Source organism: Streptomyces chartreusis, from assembly GCF_008704715.1.
GTDB classification, from domain to species: domain Bacteria; phylum Actinomycetota; class Actinomycetes; order Streptomycetales; family Streptomycetaceae; genus Streptomyces; species Streptomyces chartreusis.
This window is the reverse complement of sequence record NZ_CP023689.1, coordinates 4,524,217-4,549,880: the sequence shown is the minus strand read 5'-3', so window position 1 is coordinate 4,549,880 and position 25,664 is coordinate 4,524,217. Positions and strand designations below refer to the sequence as shown.

Here is a 25,664-nt window from a genome sequence, read left to right as displayed (position 1 = left end):
GGGCGATCGCTTCGAGTTGCCTGCCGCTCGCCGCTGTTCCCCGTGGTTCCCCCGCTCGATCTGGCACGGTGGCACGGCACGTAACTCTGTGGCCGCGGTGCGGCGTCCCGCCTGATGATTGGTCCCATGGATGTTGTTGTTCAGCGGATACGCACGTCGTGGACGAAGAAGTCGCGCGGCGGCCCTGGAGCTGCTCGCAGAAACGCCGCACCAACGGCCTTCTCGCTGCCCCCGCGCTTGAATGCCGCCCTTCACGAGGTCGCCATGCAGGAGTCCGACTCCTTCGAACCTCACGTGCAAGTACGGGATCTGTCGGCACCCGGGACGATCCTTCGCGAGGTTGACGGGCTGCTGCGCGTGGACCCGCCAGAGGTGAGCATGTTCGCCATGCCACGACGCGATCGGCGCCCGCCTGGCGTTCGCCTGGCTCCCGGCCAGTGGCTGCAATGGCAGATCAACCACCGGTTCGTCGGCCGTTGTGACGGTGCCTGGTTCTATCGACTGGAAACGTTCAACATCGTTTATGGCTCTGCGGCGCACGACGTGTTTCTGGGTGTGCCGTCACGCCGTGTAGATGAGCGTCGGGCTCTGCGCTGAACTCTGCGGCGCCGAATCCGCCGTTGCCCACGAACGGCCCGGGACGAGAGCCCGAGCCGTCTCATGGTGGCGGGACCTTCTGATCCGTAGCTCTACAGAGAACGGTCACCTGGGGCATGGAGGCCGTCGTGAGGTCCCTGAGAGGGACTGTCGTCCATGGCCGGTCGGTGAAGTTGCTGTACTTCGCTGCTGTACCGCGACGGTTCCGTGGCACCGGCCAAACAGACGTGCCGCGCACGGGTCATGAGGTCAGGGAACGTTGGTGACGGACTCGCAGCGCCGGGCGACGTCGTGGTTGCCGGCTTCGCCGTCGCAGGAGTCGGTGTTCGCGCCGCCGTCCAGGAGATCGTTGGCGGGGCCTGCGAAGATGGCGTCGTTGCCGGTGTCGCCGCGCAACACGTCCCGGCCGCCGGCCGTGCCGACGCTCGTGTCTCCGTCGAAGTTCACGTTGTCGCCGAAGAGGATGTCGTCGCCGCCGCGTCCGTGGATCACGTCCTTACCCGCGACCGTCCGGGAGGCATCGCCGACCGAGCTGTCCCCGAAGAGGAGCTCGTCCGCCGTGCCGCCGGTGATCCGGTCGTTGCCCGCCCCGGTCGCCCGCCCGCCCGCAGGGTCGCCGATGTTGTGGTCGCCGATGGCGAAGATGCCGCCGTCGGCGCCGAGATCGATGATGTCGTCGCCGCCGTTTCCATGGACGCCGTCGATGCCTTCGCTGTCCCCGATGATGTTTTCGGCGGTACCCGGTCCGGAACGGAGTACGTCGTCGCCCGCTCCGGTTCCGGAACCCTGGAAGGGCGCGGCCGAGTCGCCGAGCAGGCCGTCGTTGCCGTTGCCGCCGTCCAGATAGTCCCGGCCGCCGCCCTTGGCATTGCCGCCGAGGGCCACGCTGTCGCCGGTGATGTGCTCTTCGTCGCCGTCTTGGCCGTAGATCCGGTCGTTGCCCCCGCCCTTGGCGTTGCCGTCGGCGTCGCTCTCCGAGTCGCCCACCATGAAGTCGGCTCCGTCACCGCCGTACATGACGTCGTCGCCGCCTCCCTCGGCGGTGCCGCTGTCGCTCTTCGAGTCACCCACCATGTCGTCGTCGCCGCCGCGGCCGTACAGGACGTCCTTGCCGCCGCCCTTGGCATTCCCGCTCAAGACGGAGACGTCACCGCGGATCGCGTCGTTGCCTTCACCGCCGTCGATCCGGTCGTTGCCGTGGCCGCCGATCAGGCGGTCGTCGCCGCCTAGGCCGCAGATGAGGTCGTTGCCGCCGCGTCCGTCGATCACGTCGGCCCCTGCGGAGCCGACGATGACGTCGCGCCCCGGCGTGCCGGTGAGGGTGCCTGCACCGGTGAGCGTCGCCCGAATGCCGAAACAGGTGGAGGGAGCGGCGACAGCGGTGGTCGCCGGAATTCCCAGCGTGATCAGAGCCGCCGAGACGATGCCGGCCGTGAGTAGCCGAACCATGCAGGACCTCCGGGCTTGAAGGGGTGACAGGAGGAGGTCTGCCTCACCTCACAACGCTTCGGACAGACGTGAATCCGTTTGCCGCACGCCGTCCCTCGAACGGTTCAGCGGGCATGGCACGGCCGTGATCGCAGCAAGAAACAAGTTCTTCCGGAAGTGAAGGGCCGGGTCTCTGACCTGCTGCCGTGTAATCGATCAACGCTGCGACCTGTGACTCAGCTGTCAGTGGCTGTCAGCGTTGGTCGTCGCTGGGCATCCCCGCACGGCCCAGAGACGGCCCGAACGGGGGTGCCTGCTGGCGGGCCGCCTGGAATCAGCGCGCGAGGCGATCTGGTGAAGTTCGGGAGTCCGCCAGAACTCAGGGGACTCCCGCCGGCCCCGGCTCCGGAGCCCGGTGAAGTCTTCAGGAGGGCTTATGCGGGTGAGCCGGGTCGCTGAGCAGGTCGCGGATCCAGTCGTGCTTATTGCCCGGGTCGAGATCAGCCAGGAATTCGGGGCGTGTGTCTTCCCAGCTGCGGGTGGCACGGGCCGCAGCTGGGTAGCGACGTCTGTTCGAGTCTCGTCGTTCGTGCAGCGAACAAGGAGGATGGCCGCGTTCGGGCCTGCTCCGGCGAGGATCGCATGAGCGGCTTCGTCATCCGATGCGACCCGGCCTTTGCGCGTGCGGGCGGCGTGACCTCCACGTACGACAGCCTTCAACATCGACATCATGCCCAGGAACCCGACGACCAGCGCAAGGAGGACGGTGAGGAGGGCGCTTACGACGCCCCCCGCCGTCACCACCCGCGACTGGGTGAGTTTCAGCGAATCGTCCTTGTTCCGGAACTCCCGCCCGAGTGACGCGAGCATCAACTCGGCGGTGTGGCGGCTCTCGAAACTGGCCACCACCACCGATTGGTGCACGGCGGAATGTGCTGCGGACGCCATGGTTCAAGTATCGCCCCGGTCTGCAGCGGGTGAGCCGGGCCCTGCGCCGCCGCTCGTCCTCGACCACCTCGGTCCCACCGCGATGGGAGCTCCCTACAGACACCACGACGAGCCGGCACCCGCCAACGGAGCCCTCTTGAATCGCTCGGTCAAGCGGGCCATGGGCGTCCATCCAAGGCGCTCGCCTTCGTCCAGGCCGAGGCCGTCCTGAAAGGGGCCAAAGGGACCTCGATGTACGCGTACATCGTCGTCGCACTGCTGACCGGAGCACATACCGAAGAGCGGCGAGCTCTCACCTGGGATCACGCCTTCCCGAAGGGACGTCCCGAGTTCGATCCACCGCAGCCCCCGCACATCGCCTTGCTCGTCTTTTCCTCGGCCGTGGGCAAGCCGCTCGATGCCGCGAATGTTCGCCCTGCCTTTCGGCAGGCGCTCAAGGACATCGACGGGATCAGTGCCGACGAGTGGACACCCCGGGAGCTCCGGCGCAGCTTCGTGTCTCTGCTCTCAGACCGAGGCGTCACGCTGGGGGAGATCTCACGGCTCGTCGGGCACTCTGGGACGGCGGTCACGGAGGAGCTCTACCGGAAGCAAATCCGGCCTGTGATCCAGACCGGGGCCGTGGTCATGGACGGCATCTTCCAGCAGGGCCCGGAGCGAGAGTCACGCAGTTAGACACGCACGCAGAAACAGGTCGAGCACCTACGAAATTCGTAGGTGCTCGACCTGGTGTTTTGGCTGTCGGGGTGGCGGGATTTGAACCCACGACCTCTTCGTCCCGAATTAGGCCCTGGAGGATCGCCGACCTGGGGCCGTTGTCAAAGATGCAGGTCAGCGTGTCGGGCTGTGTCGGTATCGGCTGGCGCTTCGGGGCCACTAGCTCAAGATCGTCTCCAGAATTTCTCCAGCTCCAGGAGCATGCTTACGGCGCTGCTAGCCACCCACCGGTAGTGGCTGCGGTTGGCCGCGCGACGCGCTCTACAGCCGTTCGACGCCGTCAGATACTGCCCGTTCCTACGGAGGCTGGCGAGGATGTTATGGACGTGGGCAGCCTTGTATTGAGGGCCGGCCTACGGCGGGCTGGCATAAGAGTCATATTATACCTGCGTTTGAACCGAGACTAAACGGCAATGTGGACCTCACTCAAGTGGCGCGACTGGCGGTATGGGTGTAGGAAAGAAATTAGCCGGTATGAGTGTGGACAGTCGTCTTCTTCGCTACTGGTGGGCACCCACCGGGTGATCGGCGTGGCGTTGATTGGTAACCCAGGGGGTATGCAATGGGAAGCAAATCTGCGGCAGATGTATTTGACACTGTCAATATTATTGCTGTCCCCGTACTCTTTGTCGCGGCTATCGCTATCCTCTGGGTTTGGAGGAAATTTCGAGATTGGAATATGAAGAGAAGAGGGACGATTCCAATCGAGGTGCGCGAGGTCCGTCACACAGAAGAAGAGGAGGCTGATTTGGCCCACAAGTTAACGGTTGAATTCTCGAAGTATCTCGTTGAGGATTCACCAAAGCCGCATCTTGCGCAACCACCTGGTGAAGCAGGGGTTTCAGGGCTTGCGGCAGATACGCATGCGCCGCCGGAGACGGTGCAGGGTGTCTTCAGTCGATGGATGTTTCATCGCGCAGCCCAGAAGCCGGCTCATTCTGTGCAACTTGAAATTCTACCCTCTGATCAGACCTGTGCACTTTCGGCACAGGTAATGGAGATGCCGCGCAATCGAATCGAAGCGGTCGGTTTCTTTGAAGGTAGTTGCTGGAGGGACGTCATTGCCGACGTAGGTAGTTTTTGCCTGCAAGAAATCCGCCGCTCTCCCCTTAATGCCAGGCACACACCTCGCTGGGAACGCTGGTCTGCGGATCTGCGAGGCTATCGCTGCTACCGAGACGCCTTGGAGAAGGCGGGAGAAAATGATAATGAAGCCGCCATAAAAATACTCCTGGAAGCGGAATCGAGAGAAGCCAGCAATGTCCATTTGCGTCTCCTCAGGGCGCAGCTGGTGGAGAGCTTGGGTAGGCGGGAAGAAGCCGCATCAATTTATCGTCTTTGCAGCCAGATCTGGAGTCAAAATATTGAAGCACGGTATCGCGGGATAGCGGCGCGCATAAACGCGGAGGCTGACTCTACGGAGGTTTTGGAAGAAATAAAGGAAGTGAAGAAACTTCTCAGTCGACGTAGCATTCTGGGAAAATGGATGAAATCTCATTACCCCGGGAAAAAGCACCTTGGCGAAGCTCACTATTGGCTGTCTTGGGAAAGGACCTGGAATCGACGCAATGGGGACGTGATAGCTCTGCGACAGAATAAGCGCAGGATTTTCCTGACAGCGGTGAAGGTCATGGAATTGGGGGTAAAGTCCCGGGTTGGTGATGTCGACTTGAGTAAGGATATGAGTTCCTTGCTCAAGGGTCGGCCTGGATGGATGGCGCGCTACAATGCCGCCTGTATTTATGCGACTAAAATGGGTGGACAAAATGGTGAAGTGCTCGATTCCTATATCGTCGCGGCTCTCGATAGCCTTAGTCGAGTACTTCGTGATCCGAGAGCTGAATTCAACCCCGAGTGGGCACTGGTCGACCCGGACCTTCAACAATTGAAAGCGACCCCAGAGGGTAGCGCTTGGCTAAAGTCCTACTTTGGCGACCCTGAAAGGGTTCCCTGAGATATTTCAGCACCGACGCTCCAACGTGAGGACAGTTGCGGCGATTGATGACGTTCGATCGAGCTGCACCGAGCCCTGCGGAAAATCCGCCACGCCTTCAGTCGGTGCCACGCCGCGCGCGACTGGTGCCCGTGCTGCGGACAGCGCGCGGTAGACGGTCTGCCAGGTCGGCATCGGCCGGGCGGGCGTCGGAGGGGTGTCGCTATCCAAGAGCTGGCGCCCATGTAGGCGCTGTCGGCGAGGAAAGAAGACTGAGCGCGGCGAGGTCAGGATCGGTTAATTTTCAACGCTGCGCGCCGCGCCGCCCGACTTGAGCGGGCGGCGAGGGCTTAGCAGTTTGCAAGGTCTGGCCTGGGCGGGCGTACAGCCGCCCTCGGGAGGCGAGTGACACCAGAACTTAGATCTGCGCGACGGGCCCGATGAGCCGTAGTTGGTGCCCTGGACAAGATACCCAGGGTTCGTTGTCAGTGGCCTGCTCTACGGTGTCGGCCATGGCACCGTCTGAGATCACTCGCGCAGGCATCCTGTGGGCGATTGCAGAGCATGACCGACTTGGCAGGGAGGCGTTCCGGGACACCTACGGCTACCGCGCCGCGGCTGCGTATCTGCTTGAGTACGAGGGGAAGCTGTACGACTCGAAAGCGATAGCCGGCGTCGCCCACAAGTACGACTTTGGCGTGGCGCTCAAGCCCTCTTCCCCAGGGTTCAGTGGCGGCCTCAAGCACGCAGTGGCTTGGTTGCGGCGAGAAGGCTTCACCGTCGTAGAGCCTCCCAAGTCTTTCCACCGACGAGTGGGAGATGTCCGGCCGGCCCGTCGTGCGACGGGCCCTGCCCTTCACCGCCCGGTTCTCCTCCTGTGGGCAATCGGGCAGGCCGTGGCCGGAGCCGCCCGCATGCAGTCATGGTCGGGCATCCGTGATGCCGTCGCTCCGCTCATGGTGAAGTACGGCCAGGTCGACGACGGTTCGGATGGGGCCCGTTACCCGTTCTGGGCCCTCACCCGCGATGAGCTCTGGACCATCGAGCAGGGACAGGGACTCACCCTGACCAGCCGGGGACGGCGCCCCACTTTGGAATCCCTGAACGAGATCAACCCCACTGGCGGCCTGCGCGAGGACGACTACGACCTGCTCCGCTCGCACCCTGATGCCGCAGCCTCGGCGGCGGCAGGACTGATCCTCCGCTACTTCCACCCTCTGCCGGCAGGCTTGTTGGAAGACTTCAGCCTCCACGAGCTGCTCGCCGGCCGGTGGCCGGATGCTCTGCGACCTCTGCTCGGGGAAACCTTCAAAGACCGCGAGGCCATCTGGTCCACCTATGGCGGACAGAAGATGGCAGGGATCGGCTGCCTCGCCGACGGCATCTTGAGCGTCTTCTCGGACGACAAGGGCCCCTACGCCGACGGACGTATCCCGGATACCAACTGGATCGCCTACGTCGGCGATGGTCTCTCGGGCGACCAGAAGCTCACTGACGGCAACGAGCTCATGGCCGAGCATCAGAGCACCGGTCGCCCGCTGCGCTACTGGCACAAACCGTTCCAGGGACAGTTCAGCTTCGAAACCTGGGCTGTGATCGTGCAACGCCGGCTTCGCTGGGGCACCGGAGCTGACAAGCAGCCTCGCCGCGAGTTTCTCTGGATTCTGGCGCCCGTCCCCTCCCCGGAACGTGAGACCTGGCCTCTTGAGGTTCTTGAGGCACTGGAGATTGATACGGGTGAGCTGCACGACGAAACGGGTGACTACCGCCCCAGCGACGTCGACCTGGAAGCGCCCGGCGCCGGAGAGAGCGACGAGGACGCCTACAGACGCTTGGCGCTGAAGGCAGAGGAGAAGGCCGAGCGTCGGGGCCAGATGAAGAAGCCCACGCTGGTCGACAAGTACCTGCGTGACCCCAGCGCGAGAGCGGCGGTCATCAAACGCTGCCAAAACAGGTGCGAAAGCCCTGAGTGCGCTGGGCACCCCACCGAGCGGACCACCGCTGGTTTGCCCATCCTTCAGGTTGACCACGTCAAGGACCTGGCCAAAGGCGGACCTGACGTCCCCTCGAACATGATCGCTCTGTGCCCAAACTGCCACGCGCTCAAGACCTACGGCGAGAACAGGGAGAAGCTTCGACGCCTCCTCGCAGCCCAGGCGCGCAGCCTCCACGAGGCCAAGCTCAATTGACACACCCGCTTCGGTGCCTGCCCCTGCAGTCAAGGAGCAGGCACCGAAGCACGCCGCTCACTGCGTTCAAGAGCAGTGCGGTGCCGCGGCTGACAACGCCATGACCTGCACCGACACCTCAAGCAGTTCTCGTCTTCGGCATGTTGGCCCACACATGGCCCACGAACACGACGGCGGCACCTGATGAAGGCTCGCCGACCGCGGGCTTTGTGGGCACTGTCGTGGCAGGAAACCGCTACGTCGCGGGTCAGAGACGCCAGTCGGACCTTTCGGTCAGGTGGCGGACGCTCACGGAACAGGGCTATCTGAGACCACAGAAGCTCAGTCCGCTGCTATCCGCGCATCGATCACAATGTCCGGCACCTCCGCGCCGTCAGCAATCGCCAGGTCAACACCATCGATCACGGTAGCCACCGCGTCATACGCTCGCTGGTACACCGCCCGCTCGCCAGGGGTAGCGGCAACCATGGGCAGCGTGCCCCACAGCGTTCGCTCCATGAGCTGTGTCAGCTGCGGACCCGTGAGCGATATGCGCAACATCTCCCTATCGTCGGTGCCTTCTTTGGCGTCCCCAGGAAACGCGACGGTGCTCCACTGGCTTCGAGCCTGAGTACGCAGTAGCCGCCACGTTAAGGCTGTGCACACCAGATCGACCTTGGCTACGCCGGCAGCCTTCACAAGACGCGTGCGGTGCTTCCTCGACCACTTCAGTGGGATGTTGCTGAAGGTCATACCCTCTCCTCCCCTTGTGTCTGCAGACGCGCTCTACCCAACGGCGCGTTGTGCGACACGACCCCATCGTCCCGAACACGATCAGACCTATGACCTCATGTTTGGCCCCCCACGGAGGGTGCTCAGCTAGCGGAGCTTGGGCACTGCAAGGTGCGAACGGAGCTCCGTCGTCAGTTAGTTCACTGGCCTGATGAGCCGGTAGCTCCGTCGGCTGAATGAGCCGCTCGCGATCTGGACGTAGTGGTATGGCTACAGGCAGTATGTGGTAGCAGGGAGCAAACACCAGGGGATGGGGGGCCTGAGTGGCATGGACGGAAACGTACTCGGTCGGGACAGAACATGTGCCAGCCGTGGGGTACGGCCTACAAGACGAAGACGCCCATGCACTCGCGGAACCGATTCAAGAACTGCTTCAAGATCTTAAAGGCGCTGAAGATGTACGACGCTCACTCGAAGAAGTAACGCGGACTGCCTTTCGCGTCGATCGTTTAGAAACGGTTCTTTCGGCCACAGGTACCGTAAGTGAGTGGCGAGTAGGTGAGTCGCTAGCCGAGTACCATATGGCATCTCAGCATTCTTGTATGTTTCCGTGGCCATCCGGGCGAGATCTGAAAAATCCCGGCACGAGTGGAGGCGGAGTCGATCTGATCGGCTTCGATACGTCCGGCGAAAAGGCAGCACTAGCCCTCGGTGAGGTCAAAACCAGTAGGCAACAGCTTTGGCCGCCCTCAGCACTCACCGGTCGCCACGGCTTGGAAAAGCAACTTGAAGGTCTGCGAAACAACGATGACAGGAAGACCTGGGCTGTCAGATATATAGCCATGCATGCCGTTGGAAAGGACTGGCACGGAATTTTTACCGAAGCCATGGTAAGATTCCTTGACGATCCTCAAGATGTGCAGCTATTCGGGACTCTTGTCCACATAGCAGATTCAAATGAACTTGATCTCAAGACGCGGGCAAAGAATCTGTCGGATGGATGCCCTCCTGCCACGAAGATCCGATTGACCGCAATATACGTATCTGATCAGGGTCTGCAAATCATGGCCGGCGATCAAGTGCAGTGGGAGACGCCGCAATGACAGTAGATCGCGGTAGTTTCGAACGTTTGGCAGAGCACTGGGCGATCAGCGCGCTTGGTGAAGACCGTGTGCAGCGGGCTATGACTGCTGCGTCGCGACTCTACGTAGAGCGAAACGTTGGGCGGTACATCCACGGCTCTGCCGTTGATGGCGACTCAGACGAGCTCATTCGCCGCACAGCAACCGCCTATGAAATCGTTGCCGCAGAGGGTATGGATGATCTGTTCAGGGCTCATCGCGGAAATCTAAGCGGTCAGGCTGCCGTAGCTCAAGCGGCCACACATCGTGCTTTCGAGCTCAGGCGTGCCCTACCGCTCGATTTAGAGAATCCTCGATCTCTCATTTATCAAGTTCTGCAACTTGGTTCATTCGCTTATGTTTCAGACCGGTGGGCCGAATTTAGGGCATGGTTGCGAGACCGAAATGTCACCCCCGAAGTAATTCCTCAGCAGAACGAGGATTGGGATGGCCACATCTTGCACGTCTTGTCGAATATCTGGATTCGGTTGCTACGCAAAGATGGGTGGAGTGACCTAACGGCTGTTGGTGAACTCGTTGTTACCCTGAGAGAATCCCAATCTGAGCGAGAAGAGGCTTACCTTCTTGATGCAGATCAGGACGGTACAGTTAAGCCCAAGGCTTGGAGACTGATTGCCCTGTATCACTGGGCTCGTGCGAGTGAACTGATCGCCGAGTACATGTTGCAGGGTACGCCTGCCGGAATCCAAGCTGAGCTTGACTTCCATTTTGACCGGGCTATTGACGCATCGCAATCTGCTCTTGATGCCCCAACTGAAGTAACACTAAAATGGCTGCACCTTCTCGCATCTCGAATGGTTGCGGGCTCTCTTTGGTCTCTCACGTCTGCCGGCAGAGAGACCCGAAACCTTATTAGCGTGAAGACGCGAAACGCGCTATTCGAATTTTTGCCTCCACAGCGTTCCGCGCTTCTTGAACAAGGTCTGCTCGATCAGGCATCGACAGCGGTAGTGGTAGATCTACCAACAAGCGCAGGGAAGACTGTGCTGGCGGAGTTCAAAGCTGTTCAAGCATTGAACCAGTTCAAAGAGGAACGTGGCTGGGTTGCCTACGTGGCCCCAACCCGGGCCCTTGTCGCTCAGATCACCCGCAGACTCCGCAAGGACCTATCCCCGCTTGGTATCCGTGTAGAACAGCTCACGGCTGCTGTAGAGCTGGATGATATTGAGCAGCAAATGGTAACTCAAGCGGATGATCCATTTGACGTGCTGGTGGCGACACCGGAAAAATTGCATCTTCTAATTAGAAATGGCGTAGTTGAGCGACCATTGTCTCTCATGGTTCTTGATGAGGCGCACAATATCGCGGATAAGCAACGTGGGGTCCGGATTGAACTCCTGCTCGCAACAGTCAAGCAGGATTGTCTGGAAGCGAACTTCCTCCTACTGATGCCATTTGTGCCAAACGCTGATGACTTGGCGAATTGGCTTTCTCCTCAAAGCGGTCGCAGTATCAGTCTGGGCACATCTGCATGGCAACCCAATGACCGGCTTGTTGGGCTTGTGAAGATTAATCCACCAGCTCAGGAAAAAGATAGAAGAAATTGGTCGATTGCATACAAGACCCTATCGACGAGCGCACATACCCTTGTCGTTGATGAGGATCTAAGGATTGGGGAGGGCGCCAACCTTCCTTTCACTTATGCCAGGATGAAGAGCAATCTTGGGTTGATTGCGGCGGCCGGCGCCAGAGCTCTCAGTGATCGTGGCACGAGCATCGTTATGGCACGTACTATCCGCGACGTTTGGTCAATTGCGCGTAACCTCAAGGAGAGTATTCCTGCGGAGGATATTCCGGAAGAAATCTCCTTGGTGCAGCGATTCCTTGCGACGGAAGTTAGCCCAGATTTTGAACTAATCGGCCTACTTGACAGCAGGATTGGCGTTCATCACGCAGGCCTTTCTGACGAGGCTAGAAGTATGATGGAGTGGTTGGCAGAGAGTGGTCACCTGCGAGTCTTGGTCGCGACCACCAGCATTGCTCAGGGAATCAATTTCCCTGTCTCTTCTGTTTTCGTTGCTAGTAGACAAGTTTCATTCAAGACGCATAGCGAGGAGATGCCTTCGCGGGACTTCTGGAACCTGGTCGGTCGAGCAGGCAGAGTTGACCAAGATAGCATCGGAATCGTAGGTCTAGCCTGTCGTGACGATAAAGACGAGTTGGAGCTGACTCGCTTCGTAAAGGACGCGATGGGTTCCTTGGCGTCACGGCTGGTCTCGATGGTGAATGAGATCGCGGCCAGAGGTCGCCTCATGGACTTGGAAGGCTTCCTATACTCGGATCAGTGGGCTGATTTCCGTGGATACGTTGCTCATCTTTACAACCAGAGCAACTCGCTTGCTGAAGTTCTCTCTAAGACTGAGCTGATTCTTCGGAATACTTTCGGCTATAACGAGCTGGCGGATGGGGATGAGACCGAGAGGCAAAAGGGGCGCGCGCTATTGTCGGCGACACGGAAGTATGCCGAGTCTCTCTCGCGGAATCCCCAGAATGCCAAATTGGCGGATAGTACTGGCTTTGCACCCGAGTCCGTAGGTACAGCCACCAGAGAATTGCGTCAACTGGATAGAAACCTGACACGCGAAGACTGGATGCCGACAAGTCTATTTGGGACTCAAGGTAGTGCGCTGCCTGACTTGATGGGCGTCCTGATGAAGATGCCGCAAGTGCGTGAGAGTATCGAAGAGATCGCCCCTGGGCGATCTAACGATGGAAGTAAAGTCGCCGAGATTGCGACGGAATGGGTTAATGGCACGTCGATTCAGGAAATCGCTCAACGATACTTCCAGCAAGATGGCGACGAGAGTCTGACCAAGGCCCTGACTGATACTTGTAAGGCGATCTACAGGAATCTAGCCATGGCTGGAACCTGGGGAATTTCAGCGCTGAGTAAGATGCCGAGCTCGGGACTAGATTTTGACTCCTTGCCAGAGGACGATGTGAGACGCATCAATATGCTTGGCGCCATGATCTACCATGGCGTGGCAACAGAGAGCGGCGTAGTGATGCGGATGGCGTCTGTCCCCCGCTCTGTTGCTGACTCCTTGGGAGCCCAAGTGCTCAGTGCACAGGGGCAAGTCCCAAGCGCAGGTGAGGCTCGCTCCTACCTCAAGGGATTGCCACCGGAAGCGTGGGAACGGCATCGGCCCGCAGGCGCGACTATGTCTGGCGATGACTACAGGCAGGCCTGGCGCATCTTGGTTGGCGAAGCAGATTAGGTAGGCATCCCGGTGCCAACTGCTGCAATCAGTTTCCATCCAACTACTCCAGACCCGGACACTCTGTCCGGGTCGTCTCTTGTTCATGGGTGCAACCTGAAGAGGGGGAGGGCAGGCTTCGGGCCTACGCGATGGCCTTCACCCGTCGGTACGGTGAGATCAGCCCCTACTCCACAGCGGGAGGCAGCACCCCATGCGTGGTCTTGGAGATCACCTCAGCGTCGGTGAGCGGATCGCTTTCTATCGGAAGCGTCGCGGCTACACGCAAGAGGTGTTGGCCGGACTGGTCGGCCGTAGTACTGACTGGCTGGCGAAGATCGAGACTGGCCGCAGGAAACCGCCGCGTATCGACATGCTCACAGAGCTGTCGCGCATCTTGCGCGTGCCTCTCGGAGACTTGCTCGGTCAGACCGTGCTCGTAGAGGACGAGAGGCAGCAGGACGACGTTCCGGCGGTGCGCGACGCGCTCATGAGCCCGCGGCGGCTGTCGCGTTTGCTCTTCGGCCGCGAGGCCGAGGTGCAGCTCCCGACGCCCACCCCCGTGGCTGTGCGTGTGGAGCAGGCATGGGACGACTACCAGGGTGGGCGACTCGGCAGCGTCATCGCCGCACTTCCTGCGCTTCTCCAGACAGCACAGGAACTTGAAGAGCGAGCCGTACGCCGTGGCGAGGACCGTAGAGACTGCTGGGCGGTGTCAGCTCGTACGCACCACCTCGCAGCAACGACACTCGCGAAGATCGGTGAGTCGGACATCTCATGGCTTGCTGCCGAGCGCGCGATGCGAGCCGCGGATGAGTCGGACGACCCTCTCGTGTTGGCGTCGGCCGCACGGTCCGGCACACACGCCCTGCTGGCCAACGGCCGGTACGACGACGCGTTGGAGCTCGGCAACACGGCCGCCGCTTGGCTGTCGTCTCGGGTCGCTGAGAACGACCCGGCTGCGCTGAGCCTGCTGGGGATGATTCACCTTCGCGCCGCTGTGGCCGCAGCACGCCACCAGGACCGAATCACCGCAACGGGCCTCTTGGATCGAGCCAATGAACTCGCGGATGACCTCGGGTCGGATGAGAACCACTGGCACACCGGCTTTGGGCCCACGAACGTCCTACTTCACCGCCTGTCCGTTGAGCTGGACCTCGACAACGTCTCTTACGTGGTGGAACACGGCCGGATCAACGTCGACCACATGCCGCAGGAGCGCAGCGTGTCGCACCGAATCGACTTCGCACGTGCTCTGTCGTTCGCTGGACAAAGCGATGAGGCGTTCACGGAGCTGCGAACCGCTGAGCGCACATCGCCGCAGCTCGTGCGCAACAATCCCAGGGTGCGCGAGACGCTGCGGGACCTGATCAAACAGTCTCCGGTGACGGGCGGATCGCCTTCGTCCGAGGTGTTCGTAATGGCTCAACGGTGCAGGGCGGTGCAGTGAGTTCAGGCAAGCGTGGTGTGCTGGGAGTCGTCGGGTCAGCGGCCGGAGGTGTGGAAGCGCTGCGTACCGGTTTGGTTGAGCCCGCGATGGACCGTGGATGGCAGGTGGCCGTCACTCTGACGCCGACCGCAGGCCAATGGCTACGGATGAGCGGCGAGGTCGAGCGGCTGGAGAAGCTGACCGGTCTACCCGTGCGCGATGAGCCGCGGTTGCCCGGCGAGGCCCGACCACACCCGCCGGTCGACTGCTACGTGGTCGCCCCCGCGTCAGCCAACATGGTTGCCAAGCTTGCGACTGGCCTGATGGACAACCAGGCACTGACACAGGTGGGAGAGGCAATCGGCACCCTCGGTTTGCCCGTCGTCGTCTTCCCCCGAGTGAACGCGGCGCATGCTCGCCACCCGGCGTGGCAGCGCCACATCGACACCCTGCTCGCCGGAGGTGTGCACGTCGTCCAGGGCCCGGATGTGTGGCCACTGTACGAGCCGCGGGAAGCGCCGGCGGGGCGCACACTCCCGTGGTCAACCGTGCTCGACACGGTCGATGAGGCCACTCGATGACGAGTCGTCAACTCCCTTGACCTGTAAGGAATGAGGACCCGGACAGAGTGTCCGGGTCCTCTGCCGTTCCCGGCCGCATGCTCATTGGCATGTCAGGGATCAATGAGCGAAGCGGCGAGCTGGGCGGCATGACTCCTGCTGAACTCGCTTTGATCAAAGCGAGTTTGAGCGAGGCGCGCGCCAAGGTCGAACGACTACTGAGGCGCGCGGACGAACTCACGGCGATGGTGGAGTCTCGCTGCCCACGAGCCGCTCAAGCCGATCTAGACGCTCCCCGAGCGAGTGGAGGGCGTCATGAATCGTGCTGAGCTCTGCCGCCAAAGCGCTGAACGCGGGGCTACTGCCCGGCTCGGTGCCGAGGGGCACAGAAGGATCACGGACGAAAGTTCCGCGGCCCTGCTGAGTGAGTACCAGTCCCTCGTCACGAAGCTGGCCGAACGCGCTCTGAACAGTCATGAGCTGCACACCAAGTTCCTTGGCGAGCTTGCGAGCGGCTGGGAGCTGGTCCCCCGGCTCGTACTCGCGATCGGGGCCCGCGATCCGCTCGCGGAACTCCGTCGCAATCTCCTTGGCCGTAGGCGTCTGCTTTGGCGCTTCAGGGCTCTGGTCCATGGCATCGAGAGTAACCGGACCTAGGTCAATCTCTGATCTCTCTCCGCAACCCCTTGACACTCAGATTGACCTAGGTCAATCTGAGTTCCCGGCAGCGCGGCGGCCCGGAAGGGCCTCGCCGGCTGTGTTCGCAAGTGCTTGACCTGCATGAATCGCAGAGGGCGGGGACGCTGCAATCCCGCTAAAGGCCAGGTGGAACAGGGTTTCGGCCCGTACTGGCGAGGTGGCCCGGTGACCGCGAGCAACGGCCGGCGAGTGGGGACAAGTCCCCCTTGCAGTGCGTATCCCCTGTTCAGCGGTTTCAAGGAGTGGCAGTGAGTCGACGAAAGCGATGGGCGCGGCCGTGATTGACCGGCACGGCGGCGCCGTTCCATTCCTGGCCCGTAGGCACCTCACAGTGCCGCGGGCGACCGGTCACCTTCCACCGAATCGCGGCGGCTAGCGCCGCGCCGGTTGCTCGCCCTGTCCGTCCGGGAGCTCTGCGGAGCGGTCCCGTACGGACGGGGTGGAGGGGAGCCGGAGCCCCGGTGTCCACAACGTTCCGGAGCAGTCGCCGTCTCACCAACACGCCTGCGCCTGCTCCGGTTTCCTGTCCCTCCCATGTCAGGAGCTTTCATGCGTGCGTACATCGGCCGCCAACAGGCCGTCTCTGTCGAGGATTTCGCGGAACTGGCGCTCGGCACCCCGGTTGAGCTGTGGCTCGGGGTGGAGGGCGAGACGGACGAAGAGCGCGCGGCTCGCGAGGACGCGGCGCGCGACATCCTCGCCGACAACCCGAACATGCCCGACGACCTGGTCCGCATGGCCGCGCAGGTGATCGAGGAGAACCCGGACCTGTTCGACATCCTCCCGCTCACCCGCCTCGCCTGGCGCCGCCGCGCGGCACGAAAGGGGGTGGCGGCGTGACGACCTCGACGCCCACCCCGGAGGCACCCGCGTCCGGGGTGCCGCCGCTGACCCGCCCGGAAATGGGCCTCGCCGGACTCGGGGCACTGGCCGCCGCCGGCGTCGGCGCGCTCGGTCTCATCGCTTCCTTCGACGCTGTCTCCGCTGCCGCGGCCCGGTGGGGGTTCGGTGAGCCGTGGATGCTTCCCGTCGGGATCGACGTGGCCATCCCCGTGTTCACCGTGGCCAACCTGCTGCTGATCCGAATGGACATGGCGCTCGCGTGGGTGCGGTTCGTGCCCTGGGTGCTCACCCTGGTCACCTGCGGGCTGAACGTCGCCGCCGGACAGGGCATGTGGGCAAAGGTCGCGCACGGCACCATGCCGCTGCTGTGGGTAGTGTTCTCCGAGATCGGCGCCCACATCTACGCCGTCCGCATCGGCGCCGCCACCGGCCGCCGCATGGAAAAGATCCGCTTTTCCCGCTGGCTGCTCGCCCCGCTGTCGACGTTCGCGCTGTGGCGGCGCATGACGCTGTGGGAGGTCACCTCCTACGCCGTCGCGCTGGAGAAGGAGCGCGAGCGGCAGTTGGCCCGCGCGGACCTGCGGGAGCGGTACGGGCGCCGGTGGCGCTCGCAGACACCACGGCGTGAGCGCGTGATGCTGCGCATGGGCGAACTCGCCCCCGCCAGCGACCACGCACCGCTCACCCCGGAGCCGCAGCCCGAGCAGGCGCCCGAAGAGCCCAAGCGGACGCCCAAACCGCCGCGCAAGCGGGCGACAACGGGCAAGGTCAAGCCGGCACATCGCACCGCGGCTGAACTGCTCGCTGAGGCGCGCACCGCCACGGCCGACTGGACGGACGCCGCGATCAACGCGGAGGCGCTGCGCAAGGCCCTGCACTGCGGTGCACAGCCTGCCCGGCAGGTCCGTGACGCCCTGCGCGCAGAGCGAGCCGACGGCCGTGCACTGCACGCCGTGGACGCCCCCTACACCACCACGTCCGCCCTCGACACTGAGGAGGTCGCGGCATGAACACCCTGGCCACGGTCCTGCTGCCCGCGCTGCCACTGGCCGCTGGGTGGGCGGCGCACGTGTGGTGGCTGCGCGGCTGCCTGAACACGGCACGCCGTGACCCGCTCACCGGGTTACGCACCCGCGACGGCTTCACCCGCCGCGCCACGACCCTGCTCAAGGACCCGCGCGCGGTCGTGGTGCTGGCGGACGTCGACAAGTTCAAGGACATCAACGATGCCCACGGGCACGCCGCCGGGGACGCGCTGCTGAAGGCGACCGCGGACCGGCTCGCCCACCACGTCGGCCGGTCCGGGGTGGCCGGGCGGCTTGGGGGCGATGAGTTCGCCGCGGTCCTGATCGATGACCACGGCACCGCTGCCGACATGCTCGCCGTCCTGCACGGCGTACTCGGCCGGCCGGTCGACGGCCAAGACCCGGCCCTGCACACCACGGTCTCGCTGGGCTGGGTGCGTGCCGAGGACTTCCCCGCCGATGACCTCTCGGGTCTGCTGCGGCGGGCGGATGAGGCGATGTACGCGGCCAAGCAAGCCCGTGCCGGAATGCGTCGCGCCGGGCTTGGCTGGCTGTTCGCCACCGTCACCGGTCGCCGCGCCGGCCGCTCCGGCGCCCGCCAGGACTTGCCCGTGGTGGGGGTGGCTGCGTGATGGCCGCGTATGGCAAGTGTTTCGACCCGTCCGGCGCCCGCTTCGGCATACCCACCTTCCCCTGGCAGTTCGCCCCGGACGGCTACGCCACCCGCCGCCAGCTGCGCGAGCGCGGGTTACGGCCCGGTGGTCAGCCGGTCGCCGCGCAGGTGATGCGCCGGCACCGGGGCCGCAAGGCGGGGGTGCAGGTCGCGTACCTCTACCGCGAGGACCTGGCCAAGCCGGTCCGTCCGATGACGTCGCGCAAGTGGGGTGCGCTCGCGCTGGCGATGCTCGCCCGCCGCACCTGCCCCAAGTGCCGCGTGATCTACGGCTACTGCCTGCCGACCTCCCTCGGCATGTGCATCCTCTGCGCCCACCCCGACAGCCCCCAGCCTGCCAAATGCACTCCCCTGAGGAGGGGTTGATCAATGCCCAAGCCCAACACCCGCCGACTGGACCGCGAAATCCAGCAGACCGAACGCAAGATCGAGGCCGTCCGCAATCAGGAAATGTGGCCGCTCACCGTCCGCGAACGCCGCCAGGTCGTAGCCGCCCTGGCGGCCGGCTCGGTGAAGGTCGCTCGGGGCAAGAGCCCCGGCCGCGCGGAACGGGCGCTGGAGACGCTGTGGCACAAGGTTCTGAACCGGCTCACCACGGAGCTGACCGCGTTGCAGGCCCAGCGACAGCAGATCGTGAACGAGGCCGCCAGCGCGAAGGCCGCCAAGCCGTCGTTCAGCTGGTGGTGAGCGCGGCGACCACTGCACCCGCCCGCGCCGCAGCCTGAACCTCACAACGCACACAGTCTGTGTGCCCTCTCCTAGCCCATCTGGGCTGACTCTCTTCTCACGGGCCCGGCCGCCCACCTCCTACAGCGTCGGCCGGGCCCGCTTTCCCTCACACCCGGAAGTGGAAGGAATCTCAGTGAAGCACCCCGACGACGACAACGAACTCTTCAACCGCCTCGAAGCCGAGATGGGGGACGGTGCGCCCCATATCACCGACTCGCCCAGCACTCGCGACCTCGACGCGTTCCGCGACCTCGACTCCCGCGTGGTCGACCTCGACAAGGCCCGATCGGCCCGTGCCGAGTCGGCCGACCCGGCCACCCGACCCGGCGCCGACCCGTCGGCCGACTCCCGCTCGATCGAGTCGGGGGAGGAGTCGGCCGACCCGACCGCGCCCGTGATGGTCGACCAGTCGGCGGCGAAGGCGACCGGTCCGGGCTACCTCGGTCGGCTCGCCGCTGCCAAGCGGCGGGACGTGGTCCCGCTGTGGCTGCGCTCGGTCGCGGAACTCAAGACCGCCACCGGATGGGTGGCCCGGCACTACACGCACGTGGCCGGGTATCATGCCCTGCGCTCCCCGGTCTACGCCCTGCGCCTGGCCATGCAGGCGCCGACGGGCCTGGCCCGGTTCGTCGGCGGCACCATGCGGTGGATGGCCGACCGCGAGGGCGAGCCGGTCCGACTCGCTGCCGTCCGCCGCGAGGACGCCGCCGAATACCTCAAGCTCTCCCGCCAGCGCGACGGCCGCGTCCGACTCCGCACCCTGGTCGCCGTGCTGGCGATGTTCGTCGGGTTGGGTGCAGCGCTCGCCATCTACGTGCTCGCCCCCGACTGGCTGCAAGTCGTGTCGGTCGGCGCCCTGGTGCTCGCCTTCGGGGCCGCGGGGCGTAAGGCGGATGATCCGGTTATCCACAGGGCTGTGGATGTTCCCAAGGCAACCAAGCTCACGTCGGACATCGTGCTGCGCGCGCTCGGTGCGCTGGGCATTCCGGCGATCAATCAGGCGCAGGCCAAGGGGCGGGACGGGTTCGAGTTCACCGCCCCGATCACCCGCGACGGCCCGGGCTGGCGGGCGGAGGGCAACCTGCCCTACGGCGTGACCGTGACCGATGTGATCGAGCGCCGGGACCGGCTCGCGTCGGGTCTGCGCCGGCCGCTGGGGTGTGTGTGGCCGGAGGCCGTCTCCGACGAACACACCGGCCGGCTCGTGTTGTGGGTGGGGGACCAGGACCTGAAGTCCGCGCCGAAGCCCGCGTGGCCGCTGCTGAAGTCCGGCACGGTCGACCTGTTCAAGGCCATCCCGTACGGCACTGACCAGCGCGGACGCTGGGTCGCGGTCACTCTGATGTTCATCGCCGGGGTGATCGGGGCGATCCCGCGCATGGGCAAGACGTTCCTGCTCAGGCTGCTGCTGCTCATTGCCGCGTTGGATCCGCGGGCTGAGCTGCACACCTACGACATGAAGGGCACTGGCGACCTCGATCCGGTCGGTGAGGCCGTCTCCCACCGGCACGGCGTGGGCGAGGAGGACGAGACGATCCAGTACGCGCTGAACGACTTCCGTGCTCTGCGGGAAGAGCTGCGGCGTCGTACGAAGGTGATCCGGTCGCTGCCTCGGGACATCTGCCCCGAGTCGAAGGTGACCAGCCAGCTCGCCGACAAGCGCTCGCTGGGTCTGCATCCGATCGTGATCGGGGTGGATGAGTGCCAGGTGCTGTTCGAGCACTCGGAGCACGGCAAGGAGTTCGAGGAAATCGCGACCGACCTGGTCAAGCGCGGTCCGGCGACCGGGATTGTGCTGCTGCTGGCCACGCAGCGGCCGGACGCGAAGTCGTTGCCGACCGGCATCTCTGCGAACTCTGGCGCCCGTTGGTGCCTGAAGGTCATGGGTCAGACCGAGAACGACATGGTCCTCGGCACGAGCAGCTACAAGCGCGGGGTGCGGGCGACGATGTTCGCCTGGGGTGACAAGGGCCTGCACTACTTCGTCGGTGAAGGCTCGGACGCCCGGATCGTCTCCGGCGCGTTCATCGACGCGCCCGGCGCCGTGGCCGTCGCCGCCCGTGCCCGCACCATGCGTGAGCAGGCAGGACTGTTGTCCGGCTACGCCCTCGGGGAGGCCCCCGAGGAGGTCACTGGCCCGTCCTACGACCTGCTTGCGGACGTCGCGGCCGTGGTGCCGGAGAAGGAAGAGCGGGTGTGGAACGAGCGGATCGCCGCCCGCCTCGCTGAACTGCGGCCGGAGGTCTACGGCGGCTGGAAGGGCGAGAACGTCACGTCCGCGCTCAAGCCGCACGGCATCCGCACCCGCGACGTCGCCGGCACGACGGACGACGGCACCCGCACCACCCGGCGCGGCATCGCCCGCGCCGACCTCCTCAAGGCGATTGCGGAGCGTAACGAAAAGCCGGGCGCTGCATAGGTCCGGCACGGTGCTACCGGTAGCACCCACACCTGCTACCGGTAGCACCCCCGCTAGCACCCCAAAACAGCCTCCACCTGTGATCTAGCGGATAGCACCCCATCTGCGGAAACCCCCGAAACCCGCCCGGAGGGCCCCCGATGACCCCCATCCTCCTTGCTATCGCTTGCCTGATAGTCATCACTCTTGGTTACGGCGGTCTGTGTGCGGCCTCGCCGTTCGGCGACTGCCGCAAGTGCCAGGGCATGGGCCACGCGCTCAAGGCCGACCGCAAGGGCCGCCTCAAGCGCGGCAAGGACTGCCGCCGCTGCAAGGCCACCGGCAAGCGCATCCGCACCGGCCGCTGGCTCTACAACCGCTTCGCCCGCATCTACCGCGCCGGCACCACCAACTGACCCGCTGGAGGAACCTCGCCATGCGCAAGATCCTCACCACCGCGCTCGCGACCATCGCCACCGTCTCGGTCCTGACCGCGTGCAACCCGAGCTACGGCGCCGGTCCGGCCGGGACCGTGAGCGACCGCAGCGCCGCCTACTTCAAGTCCGGCGGCTGGCGCTACCGGCTCACCGTCACCATGAACGACGGACAGGGCCAGGAATTCCGCGTCAGCCGCGATGACTACCGGAGCTGCTTCCGCGGCTCCGCCTACCCCTCCTGCATGCACCGAACGGAAGGCTCCCGATGATCCTGAACATCTCCGCCGTGCTGCTGTTCGGCGCAGCGTCCGCGCTCGCGGTCAAGACCCGCTCCGCCGGGGGCGGCGCCGCCGTCGTGCTGTTCCTGTTCGGGTTCTTCGCCGCCGGCACCGGCGCCTACGAGCCCATCCACAACCTCGTGCAGGCGTCCGCCGACGCCCTGTCCGCACTCGGCAACTGACAGGACAGGAGGAACAGCCGTGAACGACCCCACCACCGCACGCCACTGGCTCGCCGCAGCCGCACCCAAGGCGGCGCCGGCCATCGCCACCACGACCGTGCTCGCGCTCGCTCGGATCTGGAACGCCAACGGCGCCGAACACTCCGTCGGCAACGCCGTGTTGATGACTGTCCTGTCCGCCGGGGCCGCCGCCGCGGGCGTCTGCGCGAGCAGCCACACCGGAGACAGCGTCCTTACGGGGACTGCGTTCGCCGCGTCCGGCGCGCTCGCCTTCGCCGGGATTGCCGGATACTCCGACGGGCTCTCGCTGCCGCTGCTGCTGTGGTCGCTCGCCACCGCCGGCGCGTACACCCTCGCCGCCCGCTACTGGCGCCACGACCGCCGCGAGACGGTCGCCTACGAGCGGGAGACAGGCGAGCGGCGCGAGGAGTACGCCCACATCGAGCGCGTCGAAACGCTGCGCGCCACGACGCAGATCGAGGTGGCTCGCACCGGCGTCGCCTACGCCGAACAGCTCGCCCAAGCAGTCGTCACCCGCGCCACGCTGCCCGGCTTCGACCCCACCGCACTGGAACGCGCGGGCCTGCCCGAACTCCCCACGCGCGAAGGGAAGTCCGCATGACCGCGCCCTGCGGCACCGTCTCGGGCCGCACCTATAAGCGCACCCGCGTCCGCGGCTTCGCCGCCTGGGCCCCCGCCCGCTCGTGCTCGCGCTGGTCGACCAGGTGCGTGCCGTGCCGGATGAGAACTGCGAGCAGGTCAAGGCCCGGATCACGACTCTAGAACAACGGGTGATCGACCTGGAGCTGAAGCCCCAGGAGCGGTACGACGACCTCGCTGCCGCCCGTGCCACGAACCGCGAGTTGATGGCCCAGCTCAACCGCCACACCGACTGATCAAGAAGTCCGCGAGCCACGCCAACCGAGGTGGCTGAGCGGGCCGTTGGACTGGTCCTCCGGTGGTGCTGTCGCGCAATCGGTACAGCATGCCGTGACGAGACGCGAGAAATTCCAAGACGCTGAAAAACTAGACGCGCGAGAAATTTCCATGGTTGACTGTGTGTCACCTGACCACCACCAAGGGGGATTTGTGGCACAGACCGCTACCGTCCCGGCGCAGGCCGGAGCGACAAAGACCGTTCGGAAGTTCTACGCGGAGGTCCGCGTCGGGGACCTGCACGTCGATCAGACCCTCGACTCCGCCCGCCTGTTCGGCACCAACACCGCCGAGGACGCCGGCCCGGCCACGCAGCGGAAGAAGGACGCCGCGTGGACGGCGCGGCTCATGAAGATGTGGGATCCCTTCGCTTTGCTCCCGGCGATCGTCTCCCTCCGGGGGGACGGCCGGTACTACCTTCTCGACGGGCAGCACTCCACGGAGGTGGCGGTCGAGAAGGAGGGCCCGGACTTCCTCCGCGACTGCATGGTCTATGAGGGGCTCTCCGACGAGCAGGAGGCGAAGTTGTTCCTCGCGGCGAACCGCGACCGCAAGGCCGTGAAGCCGTTCGACATCTTCCGCGTCTCGATCACCGCCGGCGACCCGCGTAACACCCGGATTCTCGCCGAGGTCGAGAGCCGCGATCTCGGCATCTCGGGCAGTACCTCGGCGAACAAGATCGGCGCGGTTCAGGCGCTCACCGCCATCGCGGTGATGGACGAGAAGCACGCCACCCGGGACGAGAGCGGAAGCCTGGTCTATCCCCTCGTCCTCCCTGAGGGGCGCTCTCCGCTGATCCCGCAGGTTCTGCAGGTCGTCGAGGACGCATGGGGACGTAACCCTGCGACGTGGGAGGGCATCATGTTGCGCGCCATCGCGATGGTCCTCGATCGCAACCCCGACGCCCGACTCGACCGCCTGAGCAGGAAGCTTGCCGGCCACGGCAAGCGCAAGCCGCTCACGGTCGCACAGTGGAAGGAGTCGTCCATCGCGAACACCGTTGGCGGCGGCGGCTCCTCTTCCCGATCTACCCCCCTCGCAAAGCACATTGTCAACGAGTACAACGACGGACTGACCGAGCAATTCCTGATCCATCCCGGCCGGCTCGACAAGGACTGAACCACCATCACCGGGCCCCCGCGCGCAGCGTGGGGGCTTTCGCATGCACCTGCCGATGGTTCCGGTCCATCGCCTGCCGTGCACAACACCTGTTGCATCCGCTACAGCGCATGCGACCGCTCATGAGATGCGAAAACGCCAGTCGCACACTCGCAGTGCTGCGGAGAGACGTCGGCGATCACGACCCAAGTGGCCTGTCCATCCTTGACTCCGCCGCAGCGGACATCTCCGCGTTGGTGAACGACATGGGCGCGCCCGCGCCGACCTTCACACGTCTTGCCGTGCCAGCTGAGCAGATCACCCGCTACCGGCTGCCGTCCGCCCCGCAGAAGGATACCGACCGACGGGGCGAGCACATGGGGCACACGGTGCAAGCCGAAGCCATGAGCCCCACCGAACTGACCGCCGAAGTCCGCGCCGCCCTCGTATCCGTCATCGACCGGTCGGTGCTGGACGCGGCCCGCGAACGCGGTGAACGCGAACGCGCACAGATCCTGCGCTACCTGCCCGACACCGACGACGACCTGTAGCTACGCCCGGGGCGGGCGCCGTCTCACCACAAGCCTGCGCCCGCCCCGGTTCTCCAGTCCCTCCAAGAGAGCAGGAGACCTCCAGCATGCCCCACCTGCACGGCGTCGGCGAGAGCCCAACGGCCCGCACGCACCTACGCATCGCCCTCGAACTCGCGGCGGCCGGAGTGCCACCGCTACCCCTCCGGCGCGGCAAGGCCCCCTTCGGGAACTGCGACGCATGCATGGACGGTGCCTGCGGTGGGCGGCCGAACATGAAGACCGCCGGCCCTTGCCGCTGCCTCAGCCCCTGCCATGCGTGGGCCGCCGCCACCACCGATCCGAGCGTCCTCACCTCACCCGCATGGGCTCAGGCATGGAGGCAGAGCGCAGCCGTCGCCTACCATCCCGGCGGCGCCACACTGACCGTGGTTGACCTCGACAACCCGGCAGCCGTCGCATGGGCCCGCGAGACCCTGCCCGCCACCCGGACCATGGCCACCACGCGCGGCGAACACTGGATCTACCAAGGCGCCATGCGTTCGGTGAACGCCATCCGTGACGGCGTCGACATCAAATCCACGATGGCCTACGCCCGTTGGCGCGGTCCCGGCACCGGCACCATGACGGAGCTCCCGGACGCCGTCCGCGCACTGGCTGTGACGGAGCCTTCTTCGGTTTGGCCGGCGCATCACGGCATCACGGCGTCCGCACCGACCGGCGCCGGGGAGTGCCGACACCGCACGCCCGTCTACCTGGAGCGTGGCATCGCCATGGCAGAGCAGCGCATCACCGAGGTTCGCAGCGCGGTCCACGCGACGGTGTACCGCACGTTCCTCGCCGTGCTGTCCACCCACGGCCGGTGCGGCTGCCTCACCGACGCACATGTCGCGCGACTGTTCGCCGCCGCGCAGGCCAAGGGCGAAACCCCGAGGCACTGCACCGATGCGTGGACCAACGCCCTCAACGCCCTGGGGATGTAGCC

The 25,664-nt window shown here is 64.7% G+C and carries 25 protein-coding genes and 1 pseudogene; 23 read left to right on the top strand and 3 right to left on the bottom strand.

The window, feature by feature from the left end:
- Nucleotides 1–126 precede the first annotated feature (126 nt).
- Nucleotides 127–597 (top strand): hypothetical protein, encoded by a 471-nt coding sequence (locus CP983_RS19625; RefSeq protein ID WP_150500781.1) that lies wholly within the window; start codon nt 127–129, stop codon nt 595–597.
- Nucleotides 598–846: 249 nt separating this feature from the next.
- Here CP983_RS19625 and CP983_RS19620 read toward each other — a convergent pair whose 3' ends face one another.
- Nucleotides 847–2,046 carry a calcium-binding protein gene (locus CP983_RS19620; RefSeq protein WP_150500779.1) on the bottom strand — a complete coding sequence of 400 codons (1,200 nt, stop codon included), beginning with the start codon at nt 2,044–2,046 and terminating at the stop codon, nt 847–849.
- Between the two features lie 621 nt (nt 2,047–2,667).
- On the opposite strand from CP983_RS19620, the gene CP983_RS19615 reads away from it, so the two are divergent.
- The 4 genes and pseudogenes from CP983_RS19615 to CP983_RS19595 all read left to right on the top strand — a co-directional run bounded on the left by CP983_RS19615 (nt 2,668) and on the right by CP983_RS19595 (nt 7,812).
- Entirely contained in the window at nt 2,668–2,886 is a 219-nt protein-coding gene (locus CP983_RS19615) for a hypothetical protein (RefSeq protein ID WP_150500777.1), read from the top strand.
- A 228-nt stretch (nt 2,887–3,114) separates the two neighbouring features.
- Nucleotides 3,115–3,648: pseudogene (locus tag CP983_RS19610) on the top strand (tyrosine-type recombinase/integrase); the annotation flags it as partial.
- Between the two features lie 604 nt (nt 3,649–4,252).
- Nucleotides 4,253–5,644: a hypothetical protein gene (locus CP983_RS19605; protein ID WP_150500773.1), complete on the top strand. Its 1,392-nt coding sequence runs from the start codon at nt 4,253–4,255 to the stop codon at nt 5,642–5,644.
- 491 nt (nt 5,645–6,135) lie between these two features.
- Nucleotides 6,136–7,812 (top strand): SRA domain-containing endonuclease, encoded by a 1,677-nt coding sequence (locus CP983_RS19595; RefSeq protein ID WP_150500771.1) that lies wholly within the window; start codon nt 6,136–6,138, stop codon nt 7,810–7,812.
- Nucleotides 7,813–8,133: 321 nt separating this feature from the next.
- Here CP983_RS19595 and CP983_RS19590 read toward each other — a convergent pair whose 3' ends face one another.
- Entirely contained in the window at nt 8,134–8,544 is a 411-nt protein-coding gene (locus CP983_RS19590) for a hypothetical protein (protein WP_150500769.1), read from the bottom strand.
- A 341-nt stretch (nt 8,545–8,885) separates the two neighbouring features.
- Here CP983_RS19590 and CP983_RS19585 point away from each other — a divergent pair, with 341 nt between their 5' ends.
- The 4 genes from CP983_RS19585 to CP983_RS19570 all read left to right on the top strand — a co-directional run bounded on the left by CP983_RS19585 (nt 8,886) and on the right by CP983_RS19570 (nt 14,872).
- The gene (locus tag CP983_RS19585) at nt 8,886–9,626 is read left to right on the top strand and encodes a hypothetical protein (RefSeq protein ID WP_150500767.1); all 741 of its coding nucleotides are present in this window, start codon (nt 8,886–8,888) and stop codon (nt 9,624–9,626) included.
- Nucleotides 9,623–12,883, top strand: a complete 3,261-nt coding sequence (locus CP983_RS19580; RefSeq protein ID WP_150500765.1) for a DEAD/DEAH box helicase — start codon at nt 9,623–9,625, stop codon at nt 12,881–12,883. The genes CP983_RS19585 and CP983_RS19580 overlap by 4 nt, the downstream gene beginning before the upstream one ends.
- Nucleotides 12,884–13,076: 193 nt before the next feature.
- Entirely contained in the window at nt 13,077–14,312 is a 1,236-nt protein-coding gene (locus CP983_RS19575; protein ID WP_150500763.1) for a helix-turn-helix domain-containing protein, read from the top strand.
- The gene (locus CP983_RS19570) at nt 14,294–14,872 is read left to right on the top strand and encodes a flavoprotein (protein WP_208852838.1); all 579 of its coding nucleotides are present in this window, start codon (nt 14,294–14,296) and stop codon (nt 14,870–14,872) included. Before CP983_RS19575 ends, CP983_RS19570 begins: the two co-directional genes overlap by 19 nt.
- A gap of 216 nt (nt 14,873–15,088) precedes the next feature.
- Here CP983_RS19570 and CP983_RS19565 read toward each other — a convergent pair whose 3' ends face one another.
- Entirely contained in the window at nt 15,089–15,484 is a 396-nt protein-coding gene (locus CP983_RS19565; RefSeq protein WP_150500761.1) for a GntR family transcriptional regulator, read from the bottom strand.
- A gap of 615 nt (nt 15,485–16,099) precedes the next feature.
- Between CP983_RS19565 and CP983_RS19560 the strand changes: the two genes are divergently transcribed.
- The 14 genes from CP983_RS19560 to CP983_RS19500 all read left to right on the top strand — a co-directional run bounded on the left by CP983_RS19560 (nt 16,100) and on the right by CP983_RS19500 (nt 25,662).
- On the top strand, nt 16,100–16,390 hold the full coding sequence (locus CP983_RS19560) for a hypothetical protein (protein WP_150500759.1): 291 nt from the start codon (nt 16,100–16,102) through the stop codon (nt 16,388–16,390).
- On the top strand, nt 16,387–17,403 hold the full coding sequence (locus CP983_RS19555; RefSeq protein WP_229915048.1) for a DUF2637 domain-containing protein: 1,017 nt from the start codon (nt 16,387–16,389) through the stop codon (nt 17,401–17,403). Before CP983_RS19560 ends, CP983_RS19555 begins: the two co-directional genes overlap by 4 nt.
- Nucleotides 17,400–18,050: a GGDEF domain-containing protein gene (locus CP983_RS19550; protein WP_150500757.1), complete on the top strand. Its 651-nt coding sequence runs from the start codon at nt 17,400–17,402 to the stop codon at nt 18,048–18,050. The genes CP983_RS19555 and CP983_RS19550 overlap by 4 nt, the downstream gene beginning before the upstream one ends.
- Nucleotides 18,050–18,457, top strand: a complete 408-nt coding sequence (locus CP983_RS19545) for an RRQRL motif-containing zinc-binding protein (RefSeq protein ID WP_150500755.1) — start codon at nt 18,050–18,052, stop codon at nt 18,455–18,457. Before CP983_RS19550 ends, CP983_RS19545 begins: the two co-directional genes overlap by 1 nt.
- 3 nt (nt 18,458–18,460) lie before the next feature.
- Nucleotides 18,461–18,778, top strand: coding sequence for a hypothetical protein (locus CP983_RS19540; protein WP_150500753.1), 318 nt, complete (start codon nt 18,461–18,463; stop codon nt 18,776–18,778).
- 175 nt (nt 18,779–18,953) lie between these two features.
- Complete coding sequence (locus tag CP983_RS19535; RefSeq protein WP_189749078.1) at nt 18,954–21,239, top strand: cell division protein FtsK; 2,286 nt, start codon at nt 18,954–18,956, stop codon at nt 21,237–21,239.
- A 140-nt stretch (nt 21,240–21,379) separates the two neighbouring features.
- Entirely contained in the window at nt 21,380–21,634 is a 255-nt protein-coding gene (locus tag CP983_RS19530; protein ID WP_150500751.1) for a hypothetical protein, read from the top strand.
- 20 nt (nt 21,635–21,654) lie between these two features.
- Nucleotides 21,655–21,924 carry a hypothetical protein gene (locus CP983_RS19525; RefSeq protein ID WP_150500749.1) on the top strand — a complete coding sequence of 90 codons (270 nt, stop codon included), beginning with the start codon at nt 21,655–21,657 and terminating at the stop codon, nt 21,922–21,924.
- Nucleotides 21,921–22,115 (top strand): hypothetical protein, encoded by a 195-nt coding sequence (locus tag CP983_RS19520; protein WP_150500747.1) that lies wholly within the window; start codon nt 21,921–21,923, stop codon nt 22,113–22,115. Before CP983_RS19525 ends, CP983_RS19520 begins: the two co-directional genes overlap by 4 nt.
- Nucleotides 22,116–22,134: 19 nt before the next feature.
- Nucleotides 22,135–22,737 (top strand): hypothetical protein, encoded by a 603-nt coding sequence (locus CP983_RS19515; protein ID WP_150500745.1) that lies wholly within the window; start codon nt 22,135–22,137, stop codon nt 22,735–22,737.
- A gap of 112 nt (nt 22,738–22,849) precedes the next feature.
- Complete coding sequence (locus tag CP983_RS44020) at nt 22,850–23,011, top strand: hypothetical protein (protein WP_167537729.1); 162 nt, start codon at nt 22,850–22,852, stop codon at nt 23,009–23,011.
- Between the two features lie 193 nt (nt 23,012–23,204).
- A complete protein-coding gene (locus CP983_RS19510) occupies nt 23,205–24,170 on the top strand; it encodes a DUF6551 family protein (RefSeq protein WP_150500743.1) in 966 nt (321 codons plus the stop codon).
- 236 nt (nt 24,171–24,406) lie between these two features.
- Nucleotides 24,407–24,700 (top strand): hypothetical protein, encoded by a 294-nt coding sequence (locus CP983_RS19505; protein WP_150500741.1) that lies wholly within the window; start codon nt 24,407–24,409, stop codon nt 24,698–24,700.
- 86 nt (nt 24,701–24,786) lie between these two features.
- Nucleotides 24,787–25,662 carry a bifunctional DNA primase/polymerase gene (locus CP983_RS19500; protein ID WP_150500739.1) on the top strand — a complete coding sequence of 292 codons (876 nt, stop codon included), beginning with the start codon at nt 24,787–24,789 and terminating at the stop codon, nt 25,660–25,662.
- Nucleotides 25,663–25,664 lie beyond the last annotated feature (2 nt).